Annotated in this window: 15 protein-coding genes; 5 read left to right on the top strand and 10 right to left on the bottom strand. The window is 69.0% G+C overall.

Annotation, left to right across the window (positions count from 1 at the left end; genetic code table 11):
* Nucleotides 1–5 precede the first annotated feature (5 nt).
* From AC6LJ5_RS15330 to trxA, 8 genes are all read right to left on the bottom strand, one after another.
* Complete coding sequence (locus AC6LJ5_RS15330) at nt 6–770, bottom strand: electron transfer flavoprotein subunit beta/FixA family protein (RefSeq protein WP_498140914.1); 765 nt, start codon at nt 768–770, stop codon at nt 6–8.
* Nucleotides 763–1,884: an electron transfer flavoprotein subunit alpha/FixB family protein gene (locus AC6LJ5_RS15325; protein WP_498140913.1), complete on the bottom strand. Its 1,122-nt coding sequence runs from the start codon at nt 1,882–1,884 to the stop codon at nt 763–765. Before AC6LJ5_RS15325 ends, AC6LJ5_RS15330 begins: the two co-directional genes overlap by 8 nt.
* Entirely contained in the window at nt 1,881–3,770 is a 1,890-nt protein-coding gene (locus tag AC6LJ5_RS15320) for a (Fe-S)-binding protein (protein ID WP_498140912.1), read from the bottom strand. Before AC6LJ5_RS15320 ends, AC6LJ5_RS15325 begins: the two co-directional genes overlap by 4 nt.
* 2 nt (nt 3,771–3,772) lie before the next feature.
* Nucleotides 3,773–5,836 (bottom strand): oxidoreductase, encoded by a 2,064-nt coding sequence (locus tag AC6LJ5_RS15315; protein ID WP_392413011.1) that lies wholly within the window; start codon nt 5,834–5,836, stop codon nt 3,773–3,775.
* An 8-nt stretch (nt 5,837–5,844) separates the two neighbouring features.
* Complete coding sequence (locus AC6LJ5_RS15310) at nt 5,845–6,369, bottom strand: DUF5943 domain-containing protein (protein ID WP_498140911.1); 525 nt, start codon at nt 6,367–6,369, stop codon at nt 5,845–5,847.
* Nucleotides 6,370–6,379: 10 nt separating this feature from the next.
* On the bottom strand, nt 6,380–7,351 hold the full coding sequence (locus AC6LJ5_RS15305) for a dipeptidase (RefSeq protein ID WP_498140910.1): 972 nt from the start codon (nt 7,349–7,351) through the stop codon (nt 6,380–6,382).
* 446 nt (nt 7,352–7,797) lie between these two features.
* Complete coding sequence (gene rho, locus AC6LJ5_RS15300; RefSeq protein WP_103275359.1) at nt 7,798–9,057, bottom strand: transcription termination factor Rho; 1,260 nt, start codon at nt 9,055–9,057, stop codon at nt 7,798–7,800.
* Between the two features lie 119 nt (nt 9,058–9,176).
* Entirely contained in the window at nt 9,177–9,503 is a 327-nt protein-coding gene (gene trxA, locus AC6LJ5_RS15295; RefSeq protein ID WP_103275358.1) for a thioredoxin TrxA, read from the bottom strand.
* A gap of 302 nt (nt 9,504–9,805) precedes the next feature.
* On the opposite strand from trxA, the gene parE reads away from it, so the two are divergent.
* The 5 genes from parE to AC6LJ5_RS15270 all read left to right on the top strand — a co-directional run bounded on the left by parE (nt 9,806) and on the right by AC6LJ5_RS15270 (nt 16,766).
* Complete coding sequence (gene parE, locus AC6LJ5_RS15290) at nt 9,806–11,767, top strand: DNA topoisomerase IV subunit B (protein WP_199770892.1); 1,962 nt, start codon at nt 9,806–9,808, stop codon at nt 11,765–11,767.
* On the top strand, nt 11,767–12,372 hold the full coding sequence (locus tag AC6LJ5_RS15285) for a YcxB family protein (RefSeq protein WP_498140909.1): 606 nt from the start codon (nt 11,767–11,769) through the stop codon (nt 12,370–12,372). The genes parE and AC6LJ5_RS15285 overlap by 1 nt, the downstream gene beginning before the upstream one ends.
* A gap of 35 nt (nt 12,373–12,407) precedes the next feature.
* Nucleotides 12,408–14,729 (top strand): DNA topoisomerase IV subunit A, encoded by a 2,322-nt coding sequence (parC, locus tag AC6LJ5_RS15280; RefSeq protein WP_498140908.1) that lies wholly within the window; start codon nt 12,408–12,410, stop codon nt 14,727–14,729.
* A 196-nt stretch (nt 14,730–14,925) separates the two neighbouring features.
* Nucleotides 14,926–15,546, top strand: a complete 621-nt coding sequence (locus tag AC6LJ5_RS15275; protein ID WP_103276575.1) for a TetR/AcrR family transcriptional regulator — start codon at nt 14,926–14,928, stop codon at nt 15,544–15,546.
* On the top strand, nt 15,543–16,766 hold the full coding sequence (locus AC6LJ5_RS15270) for a DUF418 domain-containing protein (protein ID WP_498140907.1): 1,224 nt from the start codon (nt 15,543–15,545) through the stop codon (nt 16,764–16,766). Before AC6LJ5_RS15275 ends, AC6LJ5_RS15270 begins: the two co-directional genes overlap by 4 nt.
* 120 nt (nt 16,767–16,886) lie before the next feature.
* On the opposite strand, the gene AC6LJ5_RS15265 is transcribed toward AC6LJ5_RS15270, so the two are convergent.
* The gene (locus tag AC6LJ5_RS15265; protein ID WP_498140906.1) at nt 16,887–18,227 is read right to left on the bottom strand and encodes an aspartate aminotransferase family protein; all 1,341 of its coding nucleotides are present in this window, start codon (nt 18,225–18,227) and stop codon (nt 16,887–16,889) included.
* A gap of 37 nt (nt 18,228–18,264) precedes the next feature.
* Nucleotides 18,265–19,197 carry a MurR/RpiR family transcriptional regulator gene (locus AC6LJ5_RS15260; protein ID WP_498140905.1) on the bottom strand — a complete coding sequence of 311 codons (933 nt, stop codon included), beginning with the start codon at nt 19,195–19,197 and terminating at the stop codon, nt 18,265–18,267.
* Nucleotides 19,198–19,349: the final 152 nt, after the last annotated feature.

The following is a 19,349-nucleotide window of genomic DNA, read 5'->3' as shown; positions in this document are numbered from 1 at the left end:
CCACCTCAGTAATCAACCAGGTTGTGAGTGCGCAGATAGGCAAGCACCGCGCGCGCTTTGTCTTCCGGGGAGCCGTGTTGAATGACTTCGCCGCCCCGGCTGGCCATGGCGGTCGCGGCCAGCAGCCGGTCGCGGCCGGAGCGTCGTTCGGGCGCGGCCAGCTTGCGCGGCCGCGCGTCGGCCGGTTCGATGCGCCAGGCGTCGGCCAGCGGCGCGGCCTGGGCGGGCGCCGCAACGGGCAGTACGCGCCCGGCGCGCTCCCGCGCATAGGCATAGCGTGGTTCGAAGGGCGCGGCGGGGTGCACGGTCAGCAGCGCGGGCAGGTCCGCTTCCATGTCGCGGCGCCGGCCCTTGGGCAGAAACTGCCGCGCCCGGACCGCGCCGCCGGCCAGCTGGGCGGAGAGCACGTTGGGCAATAGCGGACGGCCCAGACGCTGCGCCAGCAGATAGGGCAGCAGGCCGCTGCTCATGCCGGACTCGCCGCGGCTGCCGCAAAGCACGAGGGCGTAGTCGCTCAGCAGGGCGGCAAGCGGATCCAGCACGTCCCGGTCGCGCGGCACGTCGATGGTCTGGACACAGGGCGCGCCCAGCGCCAGATAGCCGCGCAATGCCGGTTCGTCGGGATCGCCGGCGTGCAGCACGGCGACGGACGCGCCGCCCAGGCGCCGGGCCAGCGCCAGCGCGGCGCCGTCGTTGCGGCTCCAGCGGACGGCGCCGCTGACGGGATGGCGTCCCAGCGAGACCAGGACGGCGATGCGCGGTTCAGCCATGGGGCGTCTCCAGGGGAATGCGCGCGGCTTCGCGGGCCCGCGCGACTTCATCCAGCAGCGCCCGCGTCACGCTGTGCGTGTCGTCGATGATGCTCAGGTCGGCGCGCTTGATCAGCGGAGCGCTGGCGTCCAGGTTCACGGCGATCACGTGCCGGCAATCCTTGATGCCCTGCAGGTGCTGGACCGCGCCGGAGATGCCGAACGCCAGGTACAGGCTGGCGCTGACGGTCTTGCCGGTGGCGCCGATCTGCTGCGAACGGGGAAAGCGGCCATCGTCCACCGGCACGCGGCTGGCGCCGACGGCCGCGCCCAGCGCGGTCGCCAGCGCATGGAAACTCTCCAGGTCGTGCACGCCGTTGCCGGCCGAGACGATCAGGTCGGCTTCTTCCAATGCCAGCTCGGCGGCGTCCAGCTTGAAGCGCGCTTGTTCGCGATAGCGCGCGGGCGCCTGCGGCCAGGGGAGCTGGCGGCGCAAGCCACGGCCCGCGCAGGGCAGGGCCTCGTCGACGGCGTCGGCGGCCAGCAGCAGGATGCGGGGCAGGGGGCAGCGGGCGAGCTGCGCCGGGCCGGCCATGCGGAAGGCTTCGCTGGCGTTCAGCGAGACCACGCCCGTCGCCGCCGTGTAGCCGGTGTGCGCGCCCAGACGCCTGCCCAGGTCGGCGTCGTCGGGATCCTCGTCGGACATGAAGATGTGCAGCGGCGGATCGCCGGCGATTTCCGCCAGCAGGGCGGCCAGGGCAAGATCGGGCGCATGGGCGGCGGGCGCTTGCGCCTGGATCAGCATATCCGCTCCCAGCGCGGCCGGTTCGTCGTGGCAGTCGCCGAACACCAGCAGGTGCACGGCCGTGTCCGCCTGTGCCAGCAGCGCCGCCGCCGCGACGGCCTGGCGCGCGCCCGCCGACAGCGCGCCGCGTTCGCTGTGGGCCACCGCGAGCATGCGGCGCACGGCGGGCGCCTGGCTGCGCAAGGGCTTGGCGGCGCTGGCGGCGCCGGCTTGCGCGGGCGTCGACGCATCCTCGCCGGCCGAGGCGGACTGGCCCAGCACGATGCGCTTCAGGCCCTCGGCTGTGCGCGTGTACGGCCGGCGCGGATTGATCCTGCGGATGGCGTTCATGATGTCTCCAGCGCGTCGGCGACCAGTTCCGCGATGTCGCGCACGTCGGGGCGCGGGCCGACCACGCCCTCCAGCATCGCCGTGCAGTTGGGACAGGCGACGACGATGGTGGCCGCGCCGGTTTCACGCGCGTCGGCGATGCGGATGTCGGGGATGCGGCGCTTGCCGGGGATGTCGGTCAACGGCGCGCCGCCGCCTCCGCCGCAGCAACGGCCTTCCAGGCCATGGCGCGTCATTTCCCGCAGCGGCGCGCCCAGCCGCGCCAGCAGCTCGCGCGGCGCCTCGGTTTCACCGTTGTAGCGGGCCAGGTAGCAGGGGTCGTGGTAGGTCAGGGGCGCGGACGATTCCAGCGGCTTGAGGCGGATGCTGCCTGTTCTGGCCAGGGCGGCCAGCGTGGCGGCATGATGCTCCACGGCATAGCGTCCGCCCAGCGCGGGGTACTCGTTGCGCAGACAGTGCATCACGTGCGGGTCGGCGGTCACGATGCGCTGGAAGTCCAGGCTGTCGAGCGTCTGGATCAACGCGCGCGCCAGCTGCTGGAAGGTGGCCTCGTCGCCCAGGCGGCGCGCCACGTCGCCGGTATCTGTTTCAAGCGCGCCCAGCACCGCGAAGCGCACGCCGCCCGCCTGCAGGGCCTTGACCAGCGCGCGCAGGCTGCGCTGGTAGCGCATGTCGAACGCGCCTTCGCCGGCGATGAGCAGCGCATCCACCGGACGGCCGGGCTGGATCTGTTCCACGCCCAGGTCCACGGCCCAGTGATAGCGCGCGCCCAGGTCGAAGCCGCCCGCCGTGCCGGTTTCGCGCAGGTTCGCCAGCGCCTGGGCGGCCTTGCTAGGCGCGGCGCCATGTTCCAGCGTCTGCTGGCGGCGCATGTCGACGATGGCGTCGACATGTTCGATCAGCATCGGGCAGGCCTGCACGCAGGCGCGGCAGGTGGTGCAGGCCCACAGTGTTTCCGGCTCGATCAGTTCGGGCACGATGGGGCTGGCCGGCGCGCCGTGGTGGAATCCGACGGGCAGGCCGGGCGAGGGACTGCCCGCATAGCCGGCGTCGGTGCCCCCGGCCATGCCCACGACCAGATCCTGGATCAGCTTCTTGGGATTGAGCGGCTGGCCGGCGGCGAAGGCGGGACAGGCGGCTTCGCACTTGCCGCACTGCACGCAGGCGTCGAAGCTCAGCAGCTGCTGCCAGGTGAACGTCGCCGGCGTGCCGACGCCCAGCGTCTGGCCGTCCAGCGGCAGCGGGCGCAAGGCCGCGAGCTGGCCGCGCGGCGTCTTGCCGAAACGTTCGGGGCGGGGGTGGAAGGCCAGGTGCAGCAGGCCGGCAAGCGCGTGCTTCATCGGGCCGCCGCGCGCCAGTCCCACGGTCAGCTCCCAGGCGCCCACCGCCAACAGCGCGGCGGTGCCCAGGCCGGTCAGCCCGGCCAGCCACGCGGCGGGCAGCGCGCCCAGCAGCAGCAGGCCCAGCGCCAGCGCCCCCAGCATCCACGGCAGCCGGTTCCACAGGCCGCGCGACAGCCGGGCGGGCGGATGGCGGCGGCGCAGCCAGACGAAGGCCAGGCCGGTCAGCATGACCAGCGCGGCGAGCGCGATGGCCATGTCCAGGGACTGCCGATAGAGCGCCAGGCCGTAGTTGAGCGCCACCAGCAACATGGCGGCCACCGCCGCGCCCGCCGTGGCGATGTGGGCGCGCGCGATGTAGGGATCGCGCGCCACGACGTGGTGCAGGTCGACGAAGTAGCGCTTGGGCACGGCGAGCATGTCCAGCCAGCGGATGGGGGCGCTGCGCCCGGCGCGCCAGAGCGAGGCGCGGCGCAGCGTTCCGGCGCCGATGCCCAGCACGGCAAGCCAGAACAGTCCGGTGATGAGGGAAGGAAAGGCGGCCATGGTCAGAAGTCCTTGCACAGGCGCAGCGAGTCGTAGATGGCGCCGTGGATGTTGTGCATCGATACGCAATCGCCGACGCGGAACAGCAGGAAGCGTCCGCCGCCGGTCGGCTCGGCCAGGGCCGGCTGCGGCTCGGCGGCGTACAGGGCATGGATGTCGGTCTGGCCCAGGTTGACGGATTGGGACTTGAGCGCGCCGTACAGGGCATCGTTGGGAATGATGCCGTTCTCGATGACGACCTGATCGACTTCGCGTTCCTCGCGCTCGTCGGTGTATTCGTTGCGCAGCAGCGCGATGCGCTTGTCGCCTTCGGCGCTGACGCGCTCCAGCCAGGTATTGGGCGTCAGCACGACCTGTTGCGCGTAGAGCCTGCGGTAGAAGATGGGGAAGGTGGTGCCGCCCACGCTCTCGGAAACCTTGGTGTCCGGCGTCACCACTTCGACCAGTCCGCCACGGCTGGCGATGTAGTCGGCCACCCCCGCGCCCGCGTGGGTGCTGACGCCGTCATAGACCAGCACGCGCCTGGCCGGCTCGACGCGGCCGGCCAGCACGTCCCAGGCGCTGACGGCCAGGCCGTCGGCCACGCCCCAGGCCGGCAGGTGGTGCACATGGCTGCGCCCGCCGGTGGCCAGCACCACGATGTCGGGATCCAGTGCGCGCACATCGTCCGCATCGGCGGCCTGTCCCAGCCGGCAGTCGATGCCCAGGCGCTTGATTTCAAGGTCGAACCAGCGGACGATGCCCGCCATCTGCTCGCGCTGCGGCGCTTTGGCGGCCAGCAGGATCTGCCCGCCCAGCGCGGCGTTGCTTTCCAGCAGCACCACGTCATGGCCGCGCTCGGCGCTGACGCGCGCCGCTTCCATGCCCGCCGGCCCGGCGCCCACCACCACGATCCGGCGGCGCCTGCCCCGGGTCGGGACAATGCGGTGCGGCATGGTGGTCTCGCGCGTGGTGGCGGCGTTCTGCACACAGAGCACGTCCAGGCCATCGTACTGGCGGTCGATGCAGTAGTTGGCGCCCACGCACTGCTTGATCTCGTCCTCGCGGCCATCGCGGATCTTCACGACCATGTGCGGATCGGCGATCTGCGCCCGCGTCATGCCCACGAGGTCGGCCGCGCCGCTGGCCAGCACGCGCTCGGCCTGGTTGGCGTCGCGAATGCTCTGCGCGTGCATGACGGGGATCTTCACCACCGATTTGATGCCCGCCGACAGGTGCACGAAGGGCTCCGGCGGCAGCGCCATCGGCGGCATACAGTTGGCCAGCGTGTTGTGCGTGTCGGCGCCCGAGCCGATCACGCTGAGGTAGTCGATCAGGCCGGTCTCGGCCATGGCCTGGGCGATTTCCTTGAGCATGTCGTGGTTCAGGCCGTCCTCGTGGAATTCGTCGCCGCACATGCGCAGGCCCACGCAGAAATCCTTGCCGACGGCCTCGCGCACCGCCTGCAGCACCTGCATGCCGAAGCGCAGGCGGTTCTCCAGACAGCCGCCGTACTCGTCGGTGCGGAAGTTGGTGCGTGGGCTCCAGAACTGGTCGATCAGGTGCTGGTGGGCGGCGGATATCTCGATGCCGTCCATGCCGGCCGCCTGCACGCGGCGCGCCGCCGCCGCGAAGTCGGCGATGATGCGGCGGATTTCCTCGGGCTCGATGGTCTTGGCGTTGCCCTGGTGCACGGGCTCGCGCACGCCGGACGGGCTGACCAGGTGCGGCCAGTGTTCGCCATGCCAGGACGAGCGCCGGCCCATGTGGGTCGCCTGGATCATGATGCGCGCGCCGTGGCGGTGCATGGCCTCGGCCAGGCGGCCCAGCGGTTCGATGACGCGGTCGGTGGAAAGGTTGACCGAGCGCCACCAGCCTTGTGGGCTGTCGGGCGAAACGATGCTGGAGCCGCCGCAGATGGCCAGCCCCAGGCCGCCCTTGGCCTTTTCCTCGTAGTAGCGCAGGTAGCGCTCGCCGGGCAGGCCGTGTTCGTCGGCGATGACTTCGGCGTGCGCCGTGCTGACGATGCGGTTGCGCAGCACGACTTGGTTCAGGGTGATGGGCGTAAACAGGCGTGAATAGCGCATGGCCGGCCTCAGGCGTCGATGGGACGAACGATGAATTCACAGTGCGCATGCCCTTGCGAACCGCAGTGGTGTTCGGCGCATTGGGCGCGCGCCGGCCGGCCCTGCTGGTCGCTCAGCCAATCCATGGCGCCCGCGAACCAGCCCGAGTACATGTAGCAGAGCAGGCCGGCCGTCCCGGGCTGGGCCAGCACGAAGGCGGAGTGACGCAGCGTGATGCGCGCGCGGGTGCGGGCGGGATCGATCTCGTCCAGCGCGAAGATTCCCCAGCCGCGTTGCGACAGGCGCCGCAGATAGTGCTCGTAGACCGGCGCGCCGCTGATCTTGTGGCGGCGCGATTCCTGTTCGCACCAGTAATAGGCGGACTTGTGGCCGGCGGGATACAGCAGGGCGGCGTAGGCCTCCCGGCCCAGCACGCCCTCGGCCGCCAGGTGGTTGTTCATGAAGAAATGGCGCGGCACGTACAGCATGGGCAGGCCGTCGGTGCGCCAGACGCCTGTTTGCTCGTCGACGTTGATGGGCAGGGTCGGTTGCATGGCGGGCTCCTTATCTATTCCACACTTCGCCGAAGACGCGCAGCCAGTTCTCGCCGATGGCCTTGCGGATGCGGATGTCGCTCCAGCCGGCGCGCCGCATGGCGTCGGTCAGGTTCGGCAGCTCGCCGATGCTGCGGATGCCGGCGGGATTCTGGATGGGGCCGAAGTCGGTCAGGCGGCGATGGCGGCCCTTGTCATGGGTGAGCCAGTCGAAGAAGGGCTGCCCGTAGCCTTGCGTGAAGTCCGTGCCGATGCCCACGTTGTCCTCGCCGACGATGGCGCTGACGTAGTCGATGGCCTCCACGTAATCGTCCACCGTGGCGTCGATGCCGCGCTTGAGGAAAGGCGGGAACATGGTCACGCCGACGAAGCCGCCGCGCTCGGCGATGAAGCGCAGTTGCTCGTCGCTCTTGTTGCGCGGGTGCGCCTTCAGGCCCGAGGGCAGGCTGTGCGAATAACAGACCGGGCGTGTCGAGGCGAGGATGGCTTCTTCGGAGGTCTTGGCGCCGACGTGAGACAGATCCACCATGATGCCGACGCGGTTCATTTCGGCGATGACTTCGCGTCCGTAGCCGGACAGACCGCCGTCGCGCTCGTAGCAGCCGGTGCCGATCAGGTTCTGCGTGTTGTAGCAAAGCTGGACGACGCGCACGCCCATGTCGGCGAAGGCTTCGATGTTGCCCAGGCGGTCCTCGAAGGCGTGGCCGTTCTGGAAGCCCAGGATGATGCCGATCCGGCCCTCGGCCTTGGCGCGGCGGATGTCGGCCGCGTCGCGCACCAGCGTCAGTAGGTCCTCGTTCTGGCGGATCAGCTGCTTCATCGCGGCGATGTTGTCCACCGTCTGGGCAAAGCCTTCCCAGACCGATACCGTGCAGTTGGCCGCGGTCAGGCCGGCACGGCGCATGTCCTCGAACACGGACCGGTCCCATTTGGAAATGATGAGGCCGTCGATGACGACGCTCTCCCGATGCAGGGCGTTCATGATGAAGTCTCCGTTGTGGGATCGCGGCGTACATGGCGCCGCGTCCTGTGACCGGACACCAGGGAGGTGCCAGGCGGGTTTTTTGGAGCATTCTTCTCTGAAGGCGGGATCCGCTGTTTCCCCGGCCGGACGCTATCTTGTCCAAATACGACATGGACGGCTGTCGTCGAGCGACAAGCGTCGGCCGGGAGGCAGGCAGGAAGGAACGGCGCGGGATCGGCAGGGATCCGCGGGGTCGGCTCAAGGCGGGGGATGCGTCGTCGCGCGGGCTGGCCGGGCATGGGATGCCGGCGCGGCGCATGGCCGGGCGGGCCACGATCGACTGCGCAATCGGTAGGACGACAAGACGGGGGAGGGCAGGCCGCGCGCGGCGGCCTGGGTGCTGCGGTCGCGGACAGGCGCGACCCGTCCGCGGCTGGCGGCGCGCGGCGCCGCCAGGGACTGGCTTACTTCTTCTTCATCATGTCGAAGAATTCGGCATTGGTCTTGGTGACGCGCATCTTGTCCAGGATGAATTCCATGGACTGCACTTCGTCCATGTCGTGGATGAACTTGCGCAGCACCCAGACCTTCTGCAGCAGGTCCGGCGCGATCAGCAGCTCTTCGCGGCGGGTGCCGGACTTGTTCAGGTTGATGGCCGGGTAGACGCGCTTTTCAGCCAGGCGACGCTCGAGGTGGACTTCGGAGTTGCCGGTGCCCTTGAATTCCTCGTAGATCACTTCGTCCATGCGGCTGCCGGTTTCGATCAGCGCGGTGCCCAGGATGGTCAGCGAACCGCCTTCCTCGAGATTGCGGGCGGCGCCGAAGAAGCGCTTCGGGCGCTGCAGGGCGTTGGCGTCCACGCCACCGGTCAGCACCTTGCCGGAGGCCGGCACGACGGTGTTGTAGGCGCGGGCCAGACGGGTGATCGAGTCCAGCAGGATCACCACGTCCTTTTTCATTTCGACCAGGCGCTTGGCCTTTTCGATGACCATTTCAGCCACTTGCACGTGGCGGGTGGCCGGCTCGTCGAAGGTCGAGGCCACGACTTCGCCGCGCACCGTGCGCTGCATTTCGGTCACTTCCTCGGGACGCTCGTCCACCAGCAGCACGATCATGACCGCGTCGGGATAGTTGGTGGTGATGGCGTGCGCGATGTGCTGCATCATCACCGTCTTGCCGGACTTGGGGCTGGCGACGATCAGGCCGCGCTGGCCCATGCCGATGGGGGCGAAGACGTCCAGGATGCGGCCGGTGAGGTTTTCCTCGCTCTTGATGTCGCGTTCCAGGCGCATGGTCCGGTTCGGATGCAGCGGCGTCAGGTTCTCGAACATGATGCGATGCTTGATCGCCTCGGGCGCCACGCCGTTGACCTTGTCCACCTTGACCAGGGCGAAATAGCGCTCGCCATCCTTGGGCGTGCGGACTTCGCCTTCGATCGAATCGCCCGTGTGCAGGTTGAAGCGGCGGATCTGCGACGGCGAGATGTAAATGTCGTCCGTGCTGGCCAGGTAAGAGGTCTCGGGCGAGCGCAGGAAACCGAAGCCGTCGGGCAGGACTTCGAGCACGCCGTCGCCAAAGATCTGCTCGCCCTGCTTGGCGCGCCGTTTCATGATGGCGAACATCAGTTCCTGCTTGCGCAGGCGGTTGGCGTTCTCGATTTCCAGGCCAGCGGCCATTTCCAGCAACTGCGAGACGTGCAGCGCCTTCAGTTCGTTGAGGTGCATCGCGGTGAGTGGTGGGGGAATGTAAAGGAGGGGTTTGTCGGCGCGCCACGGACGGGCTCGCGCGTATTTCTTTGAAGGACGCCGCCGCCTGGGCGGCGCCTTCGGTTACAGCGCGCAGTTTACAACGCGCCGTCCAGGAATGCGGTAAGTTGCGACTTCGACAGCGCGCCGACCTTGGTGGCGGCGGCCTGGCCGTCCTTGAAGAGCATCAGGGTGGGAATGCCACGGATGCCGTACTTGGCGGCGGTGCCCTGGTTGTCGTCCACGTTCAGCTTGGCGACCGTCAGGCGGCCAGCGTATTCGGCGGCGACTTCTTCCAGGATCGGGGCGATCATCTTGCAGGGGCCGCACCAGGCAGCCCAGTAGTCCACCAGCACCGGCTGGCCGGACTTCAACACATCGGCCTCGAAGCTGGCGTCACTGACGTTCTTGATTTGGTCGCTCATGATGGTGATTCTCTGTTCCGCGGCAGAGGGCGCGAAAAAGGGGACGTGCCATGCCGTTGTTCTAGTTTGTAATGGATTAAAGCATACCACTGTCGATAACAACAGGGTTTGCGGCTTTTGTGTAGGATGTTGCGGCGCGGCGGCCGAGGTCCTGCAGAAAAACAGCCGGACAGGGCCGCCGCCATGACTGTCATCCTACCGAATATGGGGCTGCTCAGGTCCTGCGCATCCCACCGGGAGCCGCGCGGAATCTGGGCTTGTCCGTAAAATGTCGGTTTTTTTCCACAGATGTTGGGGATAACTTGGCCACTCCACGTTACAACGAGGCGTCCATCCGCGTCCTGAAGGGGCTGGAGCCCGTGCGCCAGCGCCCGGGCATGTACACCCGCACCGAGAACCCGCTGCACGTCGTGCAGGAGGTGATCGACAACGCCGCCGACGAGGCGCTGGCCGGCTACGGCAAACAGATACAAGTCACGCTGCACACCGATGGCAGCGTATCCGTCGAGGACGACGGCCGCGGCATACCCGTGGGATTGCACCCGGAAGAAAACGCGCCGGTGGTTGAGCTGGTGTTCACCCGCCTGCACGCCGGCGGCAAGTTCGACAAGCAGGGCGGAGGCGCCTATGCGTTCTCCGGCGGTCTGCACGGCGTGGGCGTGTCCGTCACCAACGCGCTGGCCACCCGGCTGGAAGTCGTGGTCTGGCGCGACGGCGGCGTGAACCGGCTGGTGTTCAAGGACGGCGAGGTCGCCGAGCCGCTGGCGCCGTATGCCGAAGGCGGACGCAAGAAGTCCGGCACCCGCGTGCGCGTCTGGCCCGACACCAAATACTTCGACAGCCCCACGATTCCGCTGGGCGAGCTGACGCACCTGCTGCGCAGCAAGGCCGTGCTGCTGCCGGGCGTGAAGGTCATGCTGGTCAACGAGAAGACCGGCGACACCAAGACCTGGCAGTACCAGGACGGCCTGCGCGGCTACCTGGCCGAAGCGCTGGCCGGCGCCGAGCTGATGGTGCCCTTTTTCGAGGGCGCGCAGTACGCCGGCGCCGACCACGAGAACTTCGCGGAAGGCGAGGGCGCGCAGTGGGTGGTGGCCTGGACCGAGGACGGCAACGCCGTGCGCGAGTCCTATGTGAACCTGATTCCCACGCCGGCTGGCGGCACGCACGAATCGGGCCTGCGCGAAGGCCTGTTCGGCGCGGTCAAGAGCTTCGCCGAGCTGCACAGCCTGCTGCCCAAGGGTGTCAAGCTGCTGCCCGAGGACGTGTTCGCGCGCGCCAGCTTCGTGCTGTCGGCCAAGGTGCTGGATCCGCAGTTCCAGGGCCAGATCAAGGAACGGCTGAACAGCCGCGACGCCGTGCGCCTGGTGGGCGGTTTCTCCAAGAGCGCGCTGGATCTCTGGCTGCACAGCAATGTCGAGTACGGCAAGAAGCTGGCCGAGTTGGCGATCCGCCAGGCGCAGGCGCGCCAGCGCTCGGCGCAGAAGGTCGAGAAGCGCAAGAGTTCCGGCGTGGCCGTGCTGCCCGGCAAGCTGACCGATTGCGAAGCCAGCGACGCGGCGCGCACCGAGGTCTTCCTGGTCGAGGGCGACTCGGCCGGCGGCTCGGCCAAGATGGGTCGCGACAAGGAATTCCAGGCCATCCTGCCGCTGCGCGGCAAGGTGCTCAATTCCTGGGAAGTGGACCGCGATCGCCTGTTCGCCAATAACGAAATCCATGACATCTCGGTGGCCATCGGCGTCGACCCGCACGGGCCGAACGACACGCCCGACCTGTCCGGGCTGCGCTACGGCCGCATCTGCATCCTGTCGGACGCTGACGTCGACGGTTCGCACATCCAGGTGCTGTTGCTGACGCTGTTCTACAAGCACTTCCCCAAGCTGGTCGAGGCCGGCAACGTCTACGTCGCCAAGCCGCCGCTGTTCCGCCTGGACGTGCCGGCGCAGGGCAAGCGTCCGGCGCGCAAGATCTACTGCCTGGACGACGGCGAGCTGGAAGCCGCGCAGGACAAGCTGCGCAAGGAAGGCGTGCGCGAAGGCGCCTGGGCGGTCAGCCGCTTCAAGGGCCTGGGCGAAATGAACCCCGAGCAGCTCTGGGAAACCACCATGAATCCGGACACGCGCCGTCTGCTGCCGGTGGGCTATGGCGACCAGTCGCCGGAAGACACCACGCGCATGTTCGACATGCTGATGGGCAAGGGGGAATCCTCGCAACGCCGCGCCTGGATCGAAGAGAAGGGCAACCTGGCGGAGCTCGACATCTGATGACGCAAGCCGCGCCCGCGTCCGCCGTCATGGAAATCGACCTCAAGGCCGATGACTATGCCGACTTCGTCGCCTATATGTACAAGCGGCCCGAAATGCGCGGTCGCCGCATGCGCTCGCATCTGCGCTTCGCCGTGCTGATGGTGGTGGCGCTGCTGGCCTACACGGCATGGAGCGCCTGGGGACCGGGCGGCCCGGACTGGGGCGCGGTCCTGCCCGCCTATTTCCAGGGGCTGGCGGTGGGCCTGGGCGTTCTGGTCCTGCTGGCGCTGGCCTACGAATTCGTGTTGCCCGCCCTGGTGAAGGCCAATACGCGGCGCATGCTGCGACGTCAGCCCGATGAGATGTTCCTGGGCCGCCATCGCCTGGAATTCGGCGCCGACGGCATCGATGACGCCACCGCCTCGGCTTCGGGCCGCATGGATTGGAGCAACGTCAGCCGCGTCGAGGAAACGCCCGAACACCTGTATGTGGTCCTGGGCACGCTGCAAGGCGTGATCATCCCCAAGCGCGGGCAGGACGCCGGCACGCTGGAGGCCGTGCGCGCGCAATTCCGCACGCATGTGGCCGACGCGAAGCTGGCCGTGTCCGCGCCGGCGCAATGACGCCGTTCCGATGAAATTGTCTACCTGAATACATCATGACCGACAGCAATCAACCTGGTCTTTTCGACGCCTCCTCGCCCGGTGACGGCGACGCCGCCATCACGCTGGCGCGCTATGCCGAGCAGGCCTATCTGGACTATGCCGTGTCCGTGGTTCGCGGCCGGGCGCTGCCTGACGTGGGCGACGGCCAGAAGCCGGTGCAGCGCCGCATCCTGTTCGCCATGCAGGCCATGGGCCTGGCGGCCGGCGCCAAGCCCGTCAAGTCCGCGCGCGTCGTGGGCGATGTGCTGGGTAAGTACCACCCGCATGGCGACCAGGCCGCGTATGACGCGATGGTGCGCATGGCGCAGGATTTCTCGCTGCGCTATCCGCTGATCGACGGTCAGGGCAACTTCGGCTCGCGCGACGGCGACAACGCCGCGGCGATGCGTTACACGGAAGCCCGCCTCACGCCGATCGCCAAGCTGCTGCTGGACGAGCTGGACGAGGGCACGGTCGATTTCGTGCCCAACTACGACGGCAGCCAGGAAGAGCCGCAGATGCTGCCGGCGCGCCTGCCGGTGATGCTGCTGAACGGCGCGTCCGGCATCGCCGTGGGCATGGCCACCGAAATCCCGCCGCACAATCTGCGTGAAGTGGCGCAGGCCTGCGTGACGCTGATCAAGCAGCCGCAGCTGACCGACGCCGAGCTGTACAGCCTGGTGCCCGGCCCCGACTTCGCCGGCGGCGGCCAGATCATCACGCCGGCCGCCGATATCGCCCAGATCTATTCGACCGGTCGCGGCTCGCTCAAGGTGCGCGCGCGCTGGCAGTTCGAGGAAATGGCGCGCGGCCAGTGGCAACTGGTGGTGACCGAGCTGCCGCCGGGAACGTCCTGCCAGAAGGTGCTCGAAGAGATCGAGGAAATCACCAATCCCAAGGTCAAGACCGGCAAGAAGAGCCTGACGCCCGAGCAGACCCAGTCCAAGGCCGTCATGCTGAACCTGCTGGACGCCGTGCGCGACGAGTCCGGCAAGGACGCCGCCGTGCGCCTGGTGTTCGAGCCCAAGACCTCGCGCGTGGACCGCGATGAATTCGTCAACACGCTGCTGGCGCAGACCAGCATGGAAAGCAGCGCCTCGGTCAACCTGGTCTGCATCGGCACCGACGGCCGTCCGCGCCAGAAGGGCCTGCGCGACATCCTGACTGAATGGCTGGCGTTCCGCACGCAGACCGTGACGCGCCGCACGCGCTTCCGCCTGGACAAGGTCATCGACCGCATCCACGTGCTGGAAGGCCGGATGGTGGTCTACCTGAACGTGGACGAAGTCATCCAGACCATCCGCGAATCCGACGAGCCGCGCGCCGCGCTGATGGAGCGCTTCAAGCTGACCGAGCGCCAGGCCGACGACATCCTGGAAATGCGCCTGCGCCAGCTGGCCCGCCTGGAAGGGATCAAGATCGAGCAGGAACTGGCCGGCAAGCGCGAAGAGCAGGTTCGCCTGCAGGAGCTGCTGGACAACCCGGCCTCGCTCAAGCGCCTGCTGGTCAAGGAAATCGAGGCCGACGCCAAGCAGTACGGCGACGATCGCCGCACGCTGATCGAGACGGCCGAGCGCGCCGTGCTGGAAACCAAGGTGCTGGACGAGCCGGTGACCGTGATCGTGTCGCAGAAGGGCTGGCTGCGCGCGCGTCAGGGCCACGGCCACGATGCCTCGCAATTCGGCTTCAAGCAGGGCGACGACCTGTATGGCGCCTTCGAATGCCGCACCACCGACACGCTGATCGCGTTGGGCGACAACGGCCGCGTCTACTCCGTCGCCGTGTCGGGCCTGCCGTCGGCGCGCGGCGACGGCCAGCCGATCACCACCATGATCGACCTGGAAAGCGGTTCGCGCATCGTGCACATGATCGCGGCGGCCGCCGATTCGCGCTGGCTGCTGGCCACGCGCGGCGGCTACGGCTTCGCGGCCAAGCTCTCGGACATGTTCAGCCGCCAGCGCGCCGGCAAGCAGTTCATCACGCTGGAAGCCGGCGACGAGCTGCTGCGGCCGGTGCCGCTGTTCGACGGCGCGACGCAGCTGGCGCTGCTGTCGGACAAGGGCAAGTTCCTGGTGTTCGGCCTGGACGAGGTCAAGAGTCTGTCGGGAGGCGGCCGCGGCACGATCCTGATGGGGCTGGACACCGCCGACAAGCTGGACCAGGCCGTGCCGATCGGCGCGGCCGGGCTGCGCGCCGCTGGCGTGTACCGCAACAAGCACACCGAGGACATCCTGGCCGGCTCGGCGCTCACGCCCTACGTGGGCAAGCGCGCGCGCAAGGGCCGGCAGCTGGACGTGCGCCCGAAGCAGCCGGTGCTGTCGCCGGTGCTGGGCTGAGCGTCCGGGCGCGCTCCGGGAACACGCCCAATCCCGCGCCATGCTGGCGCGGGATTTTTTCTGGGAGGCGTCCTGGCGGTCTCGATCGGGGGCGCCTGCGGCCCTTGCGTGGACGGGGTCGGCGCGATCCTTTCGTTGACGAAGCGGCGCGGCTTGGTTTTTAATTAATAGACTAAATTATCTATTAATGGTTTCCATGCGCAAAGTCGACCCCATCAAGCAGCAGGAGCGCCGCCGCCATATCCTCAACGCCGCCGCGCATTGCTTCGCCGAGCACGGTTTTCACGGCACCTCGACCGCCCAGATCTGCGAGCGCGCAGGCATGAGCCCGGGCAACCTGTTCCACTACTACCGCAGCAAGGCCGATATCATCGAGGCCCTGATCGCGGCGGATACCGAGGCCACGCGGGATGTCATCCAGGCGGCCTGCGCCTCGCCCGACGCCCGCGCCGCGGCGCGCGGCTGGCTGGCCGAGCAGGTGTTGCTGTATCTGGATCCGTCCTATGTGCGCCTGGGCATGGAAGTGCTGGCCGAGGCGGTGCGCAATCCCGCAGTGCATGCGCTGGTCATCGCCAACGAGGCCGAGCGCAAGCAGGGCCTCACGGCGATGCTGGCATCGGCATGGGGCAAGGCGCGCGGCGAGACGCCGCCGCAGCCGCCGGACGAAATGGCCGACATGATCCTGCTGCTGCTGGATGGCATTTTCAGCCGCCGCGTGGTCGATCCCGGATTCGACGCCAAGGCCGGACGTCGCCTGATCGAGAGCGCGCTGGCCCGCTATCTGCCATCCGACACCGCGGCCGGAGGTCGCAAATGAGTGCCGTCCCGGCTGCGGCCGGACCCGCGCGGCTGCAGCAGGTGGATGCGCTCAGGGGCTTCGCCCTGTTCGGCATCCTGGTCGTCAACATCGGCGTGTTCGCCTCGCCGTACTACGGCAGCGGCGTGGTCGATCCCGCGTTCGGACGCCCGCTGGATCTCGCGGCCAGCTGGGTCTTCGGCCTGCTGTTCGAGACCAAGTTCTATCTGCTGTTCTCGTTCCTGTTCGGCTACAGCTTCACCCTGCAGATGGCGGCCGCCGAGCGCGGCCAGGCGGCTTTCCTGCCGCGTTTCCTGCGGCGGCTGGCGGGCCTGGCCGCGCTGGGCGCGGCGCATGCCGTGCTGTTCTATCACGGCGACATCCTGCTGACCTACGCCATCCTGGGCCTGCTGCTGCTTTGCTGCCGCAACCTTGAGCCCGCCCGCGCGTTGCGCCTGGCGTTGTGGCTCATCGGACTCGCCTCGGCGGCCTGGGCGGTGCTGGCCGGCTTGAGCCTGCTGGATCCGCCGGGCCCCGAGGTCGCGGCGCAGGCGCGGGCCGACGCGCTCTCCGCCCTGCAAGCCTACCGGGGCACGGTCGGTTCCGTGATCGGGCAGCACGCCAAGGAACTCATCGAGTACGTCTGGGTCGTGCTGCTGCTGGTGCAGGGGCCTTACGCCTTCGCCATGTTCCTGGTCGGCTACGCGCTGGGACGGCGGCAGGCGCTGGAAGATCCGTGGCGCCAGCCGCGCGCGCTGGGGCTGCTGCTGGCGCTGGGCCTGTTGCCGGGCCTGGCCGGCGCGGCTTTCTATGCCTGGTCCGCGCTGCCTTCGGTGGCCGGGCCTTCCTGGGAGTTGCCGGGCCTGGCCGTGGGTCTGCTCACGTCGCCGTTGCTGACCATGAGCTACGCCTGCGCCTTCCTGCTGATGCTGCGTTCGCGCTTGGGCGCGCGGCTTTCGGCATGGCTGGCGCCGGCGGGCCGGATGGCATTGACCAACTACCTGATGCAGTCCGTGGTCTGCGCGCTGGTGTTCACGGCCTGGGGCGCGCGCCAGATGGGCCTGTGGTCGCCGCTGGAGGCCGGCGGGCTGGCGCTGGTGATTTTCCTGGCGCAGACGGCGGCGTCGGCCTGGTGGATGCGCCGTCATGCCTACGGGCCGGTGGAGTGGTTCCTGCGCGCGTTGACGGTGGGCGTCTGGCCGCAATGGCGCCGGACGTCGGATGGCCGCGGCGCGGCTTGAGCGGCGGACGTAACGACGAGGGCTGGCGGGGCGCCGGGATGGCGCCCCGCTTCTTTGCCGCTGCCGCCGGGCCTGCCGGCCAGGCGTGCCCGTGGCTGGATTCGCCGCGGACGCTCGCGCTCAGCCGCGCGCCTGTGCGATGGCGGCGTCGATCGCCCCGGCCAGGCGTTCCGTCAGCTGGTCGAGCTCGTCGTCCGAGACGATGAAGGGCGGGGCCAGCAATACATGGTCGCCATGGCGTCCGTCGATGGTGCCGCCCATCGGATAGACCATCAGGCCGCGCGCCATGGCCTCGCGCTTGACGCGGGCATGCAGCGACAGCGCGGGATCGAAGGTCTGCTTGCTGGCGCGGTCGGTGACCAGCTCCAGGCCCATGAACAGGCCCCGGCCGCGGATATCGCCCACATGCGGATGATCGCCGAACGCGCGTTCCAGGCGCTGGCGCAATCCGGCGCCTTGCGCGCGCACGCGCTCGAGCAGGCCGTCGCGGCGGATGACCTGCTGCACCGCCAGCGCGGCGGCGCAGGCGGTGGCGTGGCCCAGATAGGTGTGGCCATGCTGGAAGAAGCCCGAGCCCTGTTCGATGGCGCGCACGATGCGCTCCTGCGCCATGACCGCGCCGATAGGCTGGTAGCCGCCGCCCAGGCCCTTGGCGATGGTGATGAGGTCGGGCGTGACGCCTTCCTGTTCCACCGCGTACAGCGTGCCGCTGCGTCCCATGCCGCACATGACCTCATCGGCGATCAGCAGCACGCCATGGCGGTCGCAGACTTCGCGGACGCGGCGGAAATACGTGGACACGGCCGTGACCGCGCCCAGGGTGGCGCCGACCACCGGCTCGGCCACGAAGGCCATGACGCTGTCCGGTCCCAGCCGCTGGAAGGTCTGTTCCAATTCGTCGGCCAGCCGCGCCGCGTATTGCTCCTCGCTTTCGCCCTCGCGCTGGTCGCGGTAGGCGTAGCAGGGCGAGACATGCTCGACCTCGATCAGCAGCGGGGCGAACTGCGCCCGTCGCCAGGCGTTGCCGCCGACGGCCAGCGCGCCCAGCGTGTTGCCGTGATAGCTCTGGCGGCGCGCGACGATGTGGCGGCGGCCGGGCTGCCCGATTTCCACGTAGTACTGCCGCGCCATCTTCAGCGCGGCCTCGATGGCCTCGGAGCCGCCGGAGACGAAATAGGCGTGTGACGTGCCGGCGGGGGCGTCCTCGACCAGCATGGCGGCGAGCGATTCGGCGGCCTCGGTGGTGAAGAAGCTGGTGTGCGCGTAGGCCAGCGCGTCGATCTGCGCGTGCATGGCGGCCAACACGTCGGGGTGGTTGTGTCCCAGGCAGGACACCGCCGCGCCGCCCGAGCCGTCCAGGTAGGCGCGGCCGGATTGGTCGTACAGCCAGGCGCCTTGGCCGCGCACGGCGACGGGGGGCGTGGCGCGCAGGGAGCGATGGAAAACTCGGGAGCGGGTCATGACGCAGGTTCCGGACAAGGTTAGGCGCGCGGCGGATTCAGCGCCGCGCGCGGGAGGGGGCTGGGCGGCCAGGCGTTTCGGGCCAATACACGCCATCGGCGCGCTGGCGCGATTCGATTTCGGACAGCCGTTGCAATACGCCGTCGCCGCCCAGGACGGCGACGCGCGCGATCAGGTGCTCGGCCAGGCCGAGCAGGCCCGCCGTGCTGTGGAAGAACGAAGCGGGTCCGCCCGTGTCGCCGGGCGCATCCTCGGGCCGCGCGAAGCGCAGGACATGGCGGGCGAACGGAAGGATCGGGCTGGTGGGGGCGTCGGTCAGCGCGATCACGGCCGCGCCGCGCTCGGCCGCCGACCGCGCCAGTTCGAGCGTGGCCGCCGCGTAGGGCGCCTGCGTCACCACCACCAGCGCGTCGCCCTGGCCCAGGGTATCGGCCTCGTCGGAGGAGGCGCCGCCCAGGCCGCCGATCAGCATGCCGTTGCGGCACAGCATCTGGTAGGCATAGCGCATCTGGAAGGCGATGCCGAAGGCCGAGCGCGTGCCCAGGAAGCCGGCCTGGCGGGCGGCCAGCAGCGTGGCGGCGGCTTCGTCGAAGGCGGAGTCGGCGTTGACGGCGCCGATGGATTCCAGTGCGGCGGTCTGCCAGCGGGTGAGGGCGGCGCGCGCGTCCACAGCGGGCGTTTCGGCGCGCCGGGCCTGCAGGCGCGCGGCGCGGTCGCGCCAGCCCGCTTCCATGCCTTGGGTCAGCGCGCGCTGGAAGGGCGCGCGGAAGGCCTCATAGGTGTCGCAGCCGGCGGCGCGCGCCATGCGCAGCATGGGGGCGGGCGCCACGCCCACGGCCTGGGCCTGGCGCCGCATGGACCACAGGCCGACCTCGGCCGGATTGTCCAGCGCCCAGCGTGCCGCCCGCTGGAGTTCGGCAGGCAGGCCGGGCAGCATGTCGCGCAGGCGGTCCTGGAGCGTGGAGGTCATGGACGTGGGACTCGAAATAAAACAAATGATACTTCTGTCTTTATTGAAAAAACAATTGTTTTATATGGGCTGGGCAAGAACGAGCGCGCGAGCCGGTCACGGCGGATTTTCTGAATGAATGTAACGGCTGTCGTCGCGGGAAACGCCGGGGC

Source organism: Achromobacter sp. 1011791174 (assembly GCF_059760925.1).
The sequence above is the reverse complement of the archived record's forward strand: the minus strand, read 5'-3'. Positions and strand labels throughout refer to the sequence as shown.

Coding starts and splice junctions, on each gene's coding strand:
- AC6LJ5_RS15330 (WP_498140914.1), bottom strand. CDS start 770: ATGGCTGAACCGCGCATCGCCGTCCTGGTCTCGCTGGGACGCCATCCC.
- AC6LJ5_RS15325 (WP_498140913.1), bottom strand. CDS start 1,884: ATGAACGCCATCCGCAGGATCAATCCGCGCCGGCCGTACACGCGCACA.
- AC6LJ5_RS15320 (WP_498140912.1), bottom strand. CDS start 3,770: ATGGCCGCCTTTCCTTCCCTCATCACCGGACTGTTCTGGCTTGCCGTG.
- AC6LJ5_RS15315 (WP_392413011.1), bottom strand. CDS start 5,836: ATGCGCTATTCACGCCTGTTTACGCCCATCACCCTGAACCAAGTCGTG.
- AC6LJ5_RS15310 (WP_498140911.1), bottom strand. CDS start 6,369: ATGCAACCGACCCTGCCCATCAACGTCGACGAGCAAACAGGCGTCTGG.
- AC6LJ5_RS15305 (WP_498140910.1), bottom strand. CDS start 7,351: ATGAACGCCCTGCATCGGGAGAGCGTCGTCATCGACGGCCTCATCATT.
- rho (WP_103275359.1), bottom strand. CDS start 9,057: ATGCACCTCAACGAACTGAAGGCGCTGCACGTCTCGCAGTTGCTGGAA.
- trxA (WP_103275358.1), bottom strand. CDS start 9,503: ATGAGCGACCAAATCAAGAACGTCAGTGACGCCAGCTTCGAGGCCGAT.
- AC6LJ5_RS15285 (WP_498140909.1), top strand. CDS start 11,767: ATGACGCAAGCCGCGCCCGCGTCCGCCGTCATGGAAATCGACCTCAAG.
- parC (WP_498140908.1), top strand. CDS start 12,408: ATGACCGACAGCAATCAACCTGGTCTTTTCGACGCCTCCTCGCCCGGT.
- AC6LJ5_RS15275 (WP_103276575.1), top strand. CDS start 14,926: ATGCGCAAAGTCGACCCCATCAAGCAGCAGGAGCGCCGCCGCCATATC.
- AC6LJ5_RS15270 (WP_498140907.1), top strand. CDS start 15,543: ATGAGTGCCGTCCCGGCTGCGGCCGGACCCGCGCGGCTGCAGCAGGTG.
- AC6LJ5_RS15265 (WP_498140906.1), bottom strand. CDS start 18,227: ATGACCCGCTCCCGAGTTTTCCATCGCTCCCTGCGCGCCACGCCCCCC.
- AC6LJ5_RS15260 (WP_498140905.1), bottom strand. CDS start 19,197: ATGACCTCCACGCTCCAGGACCGCCTGCGCGACATGCTGCCCGGCCTG.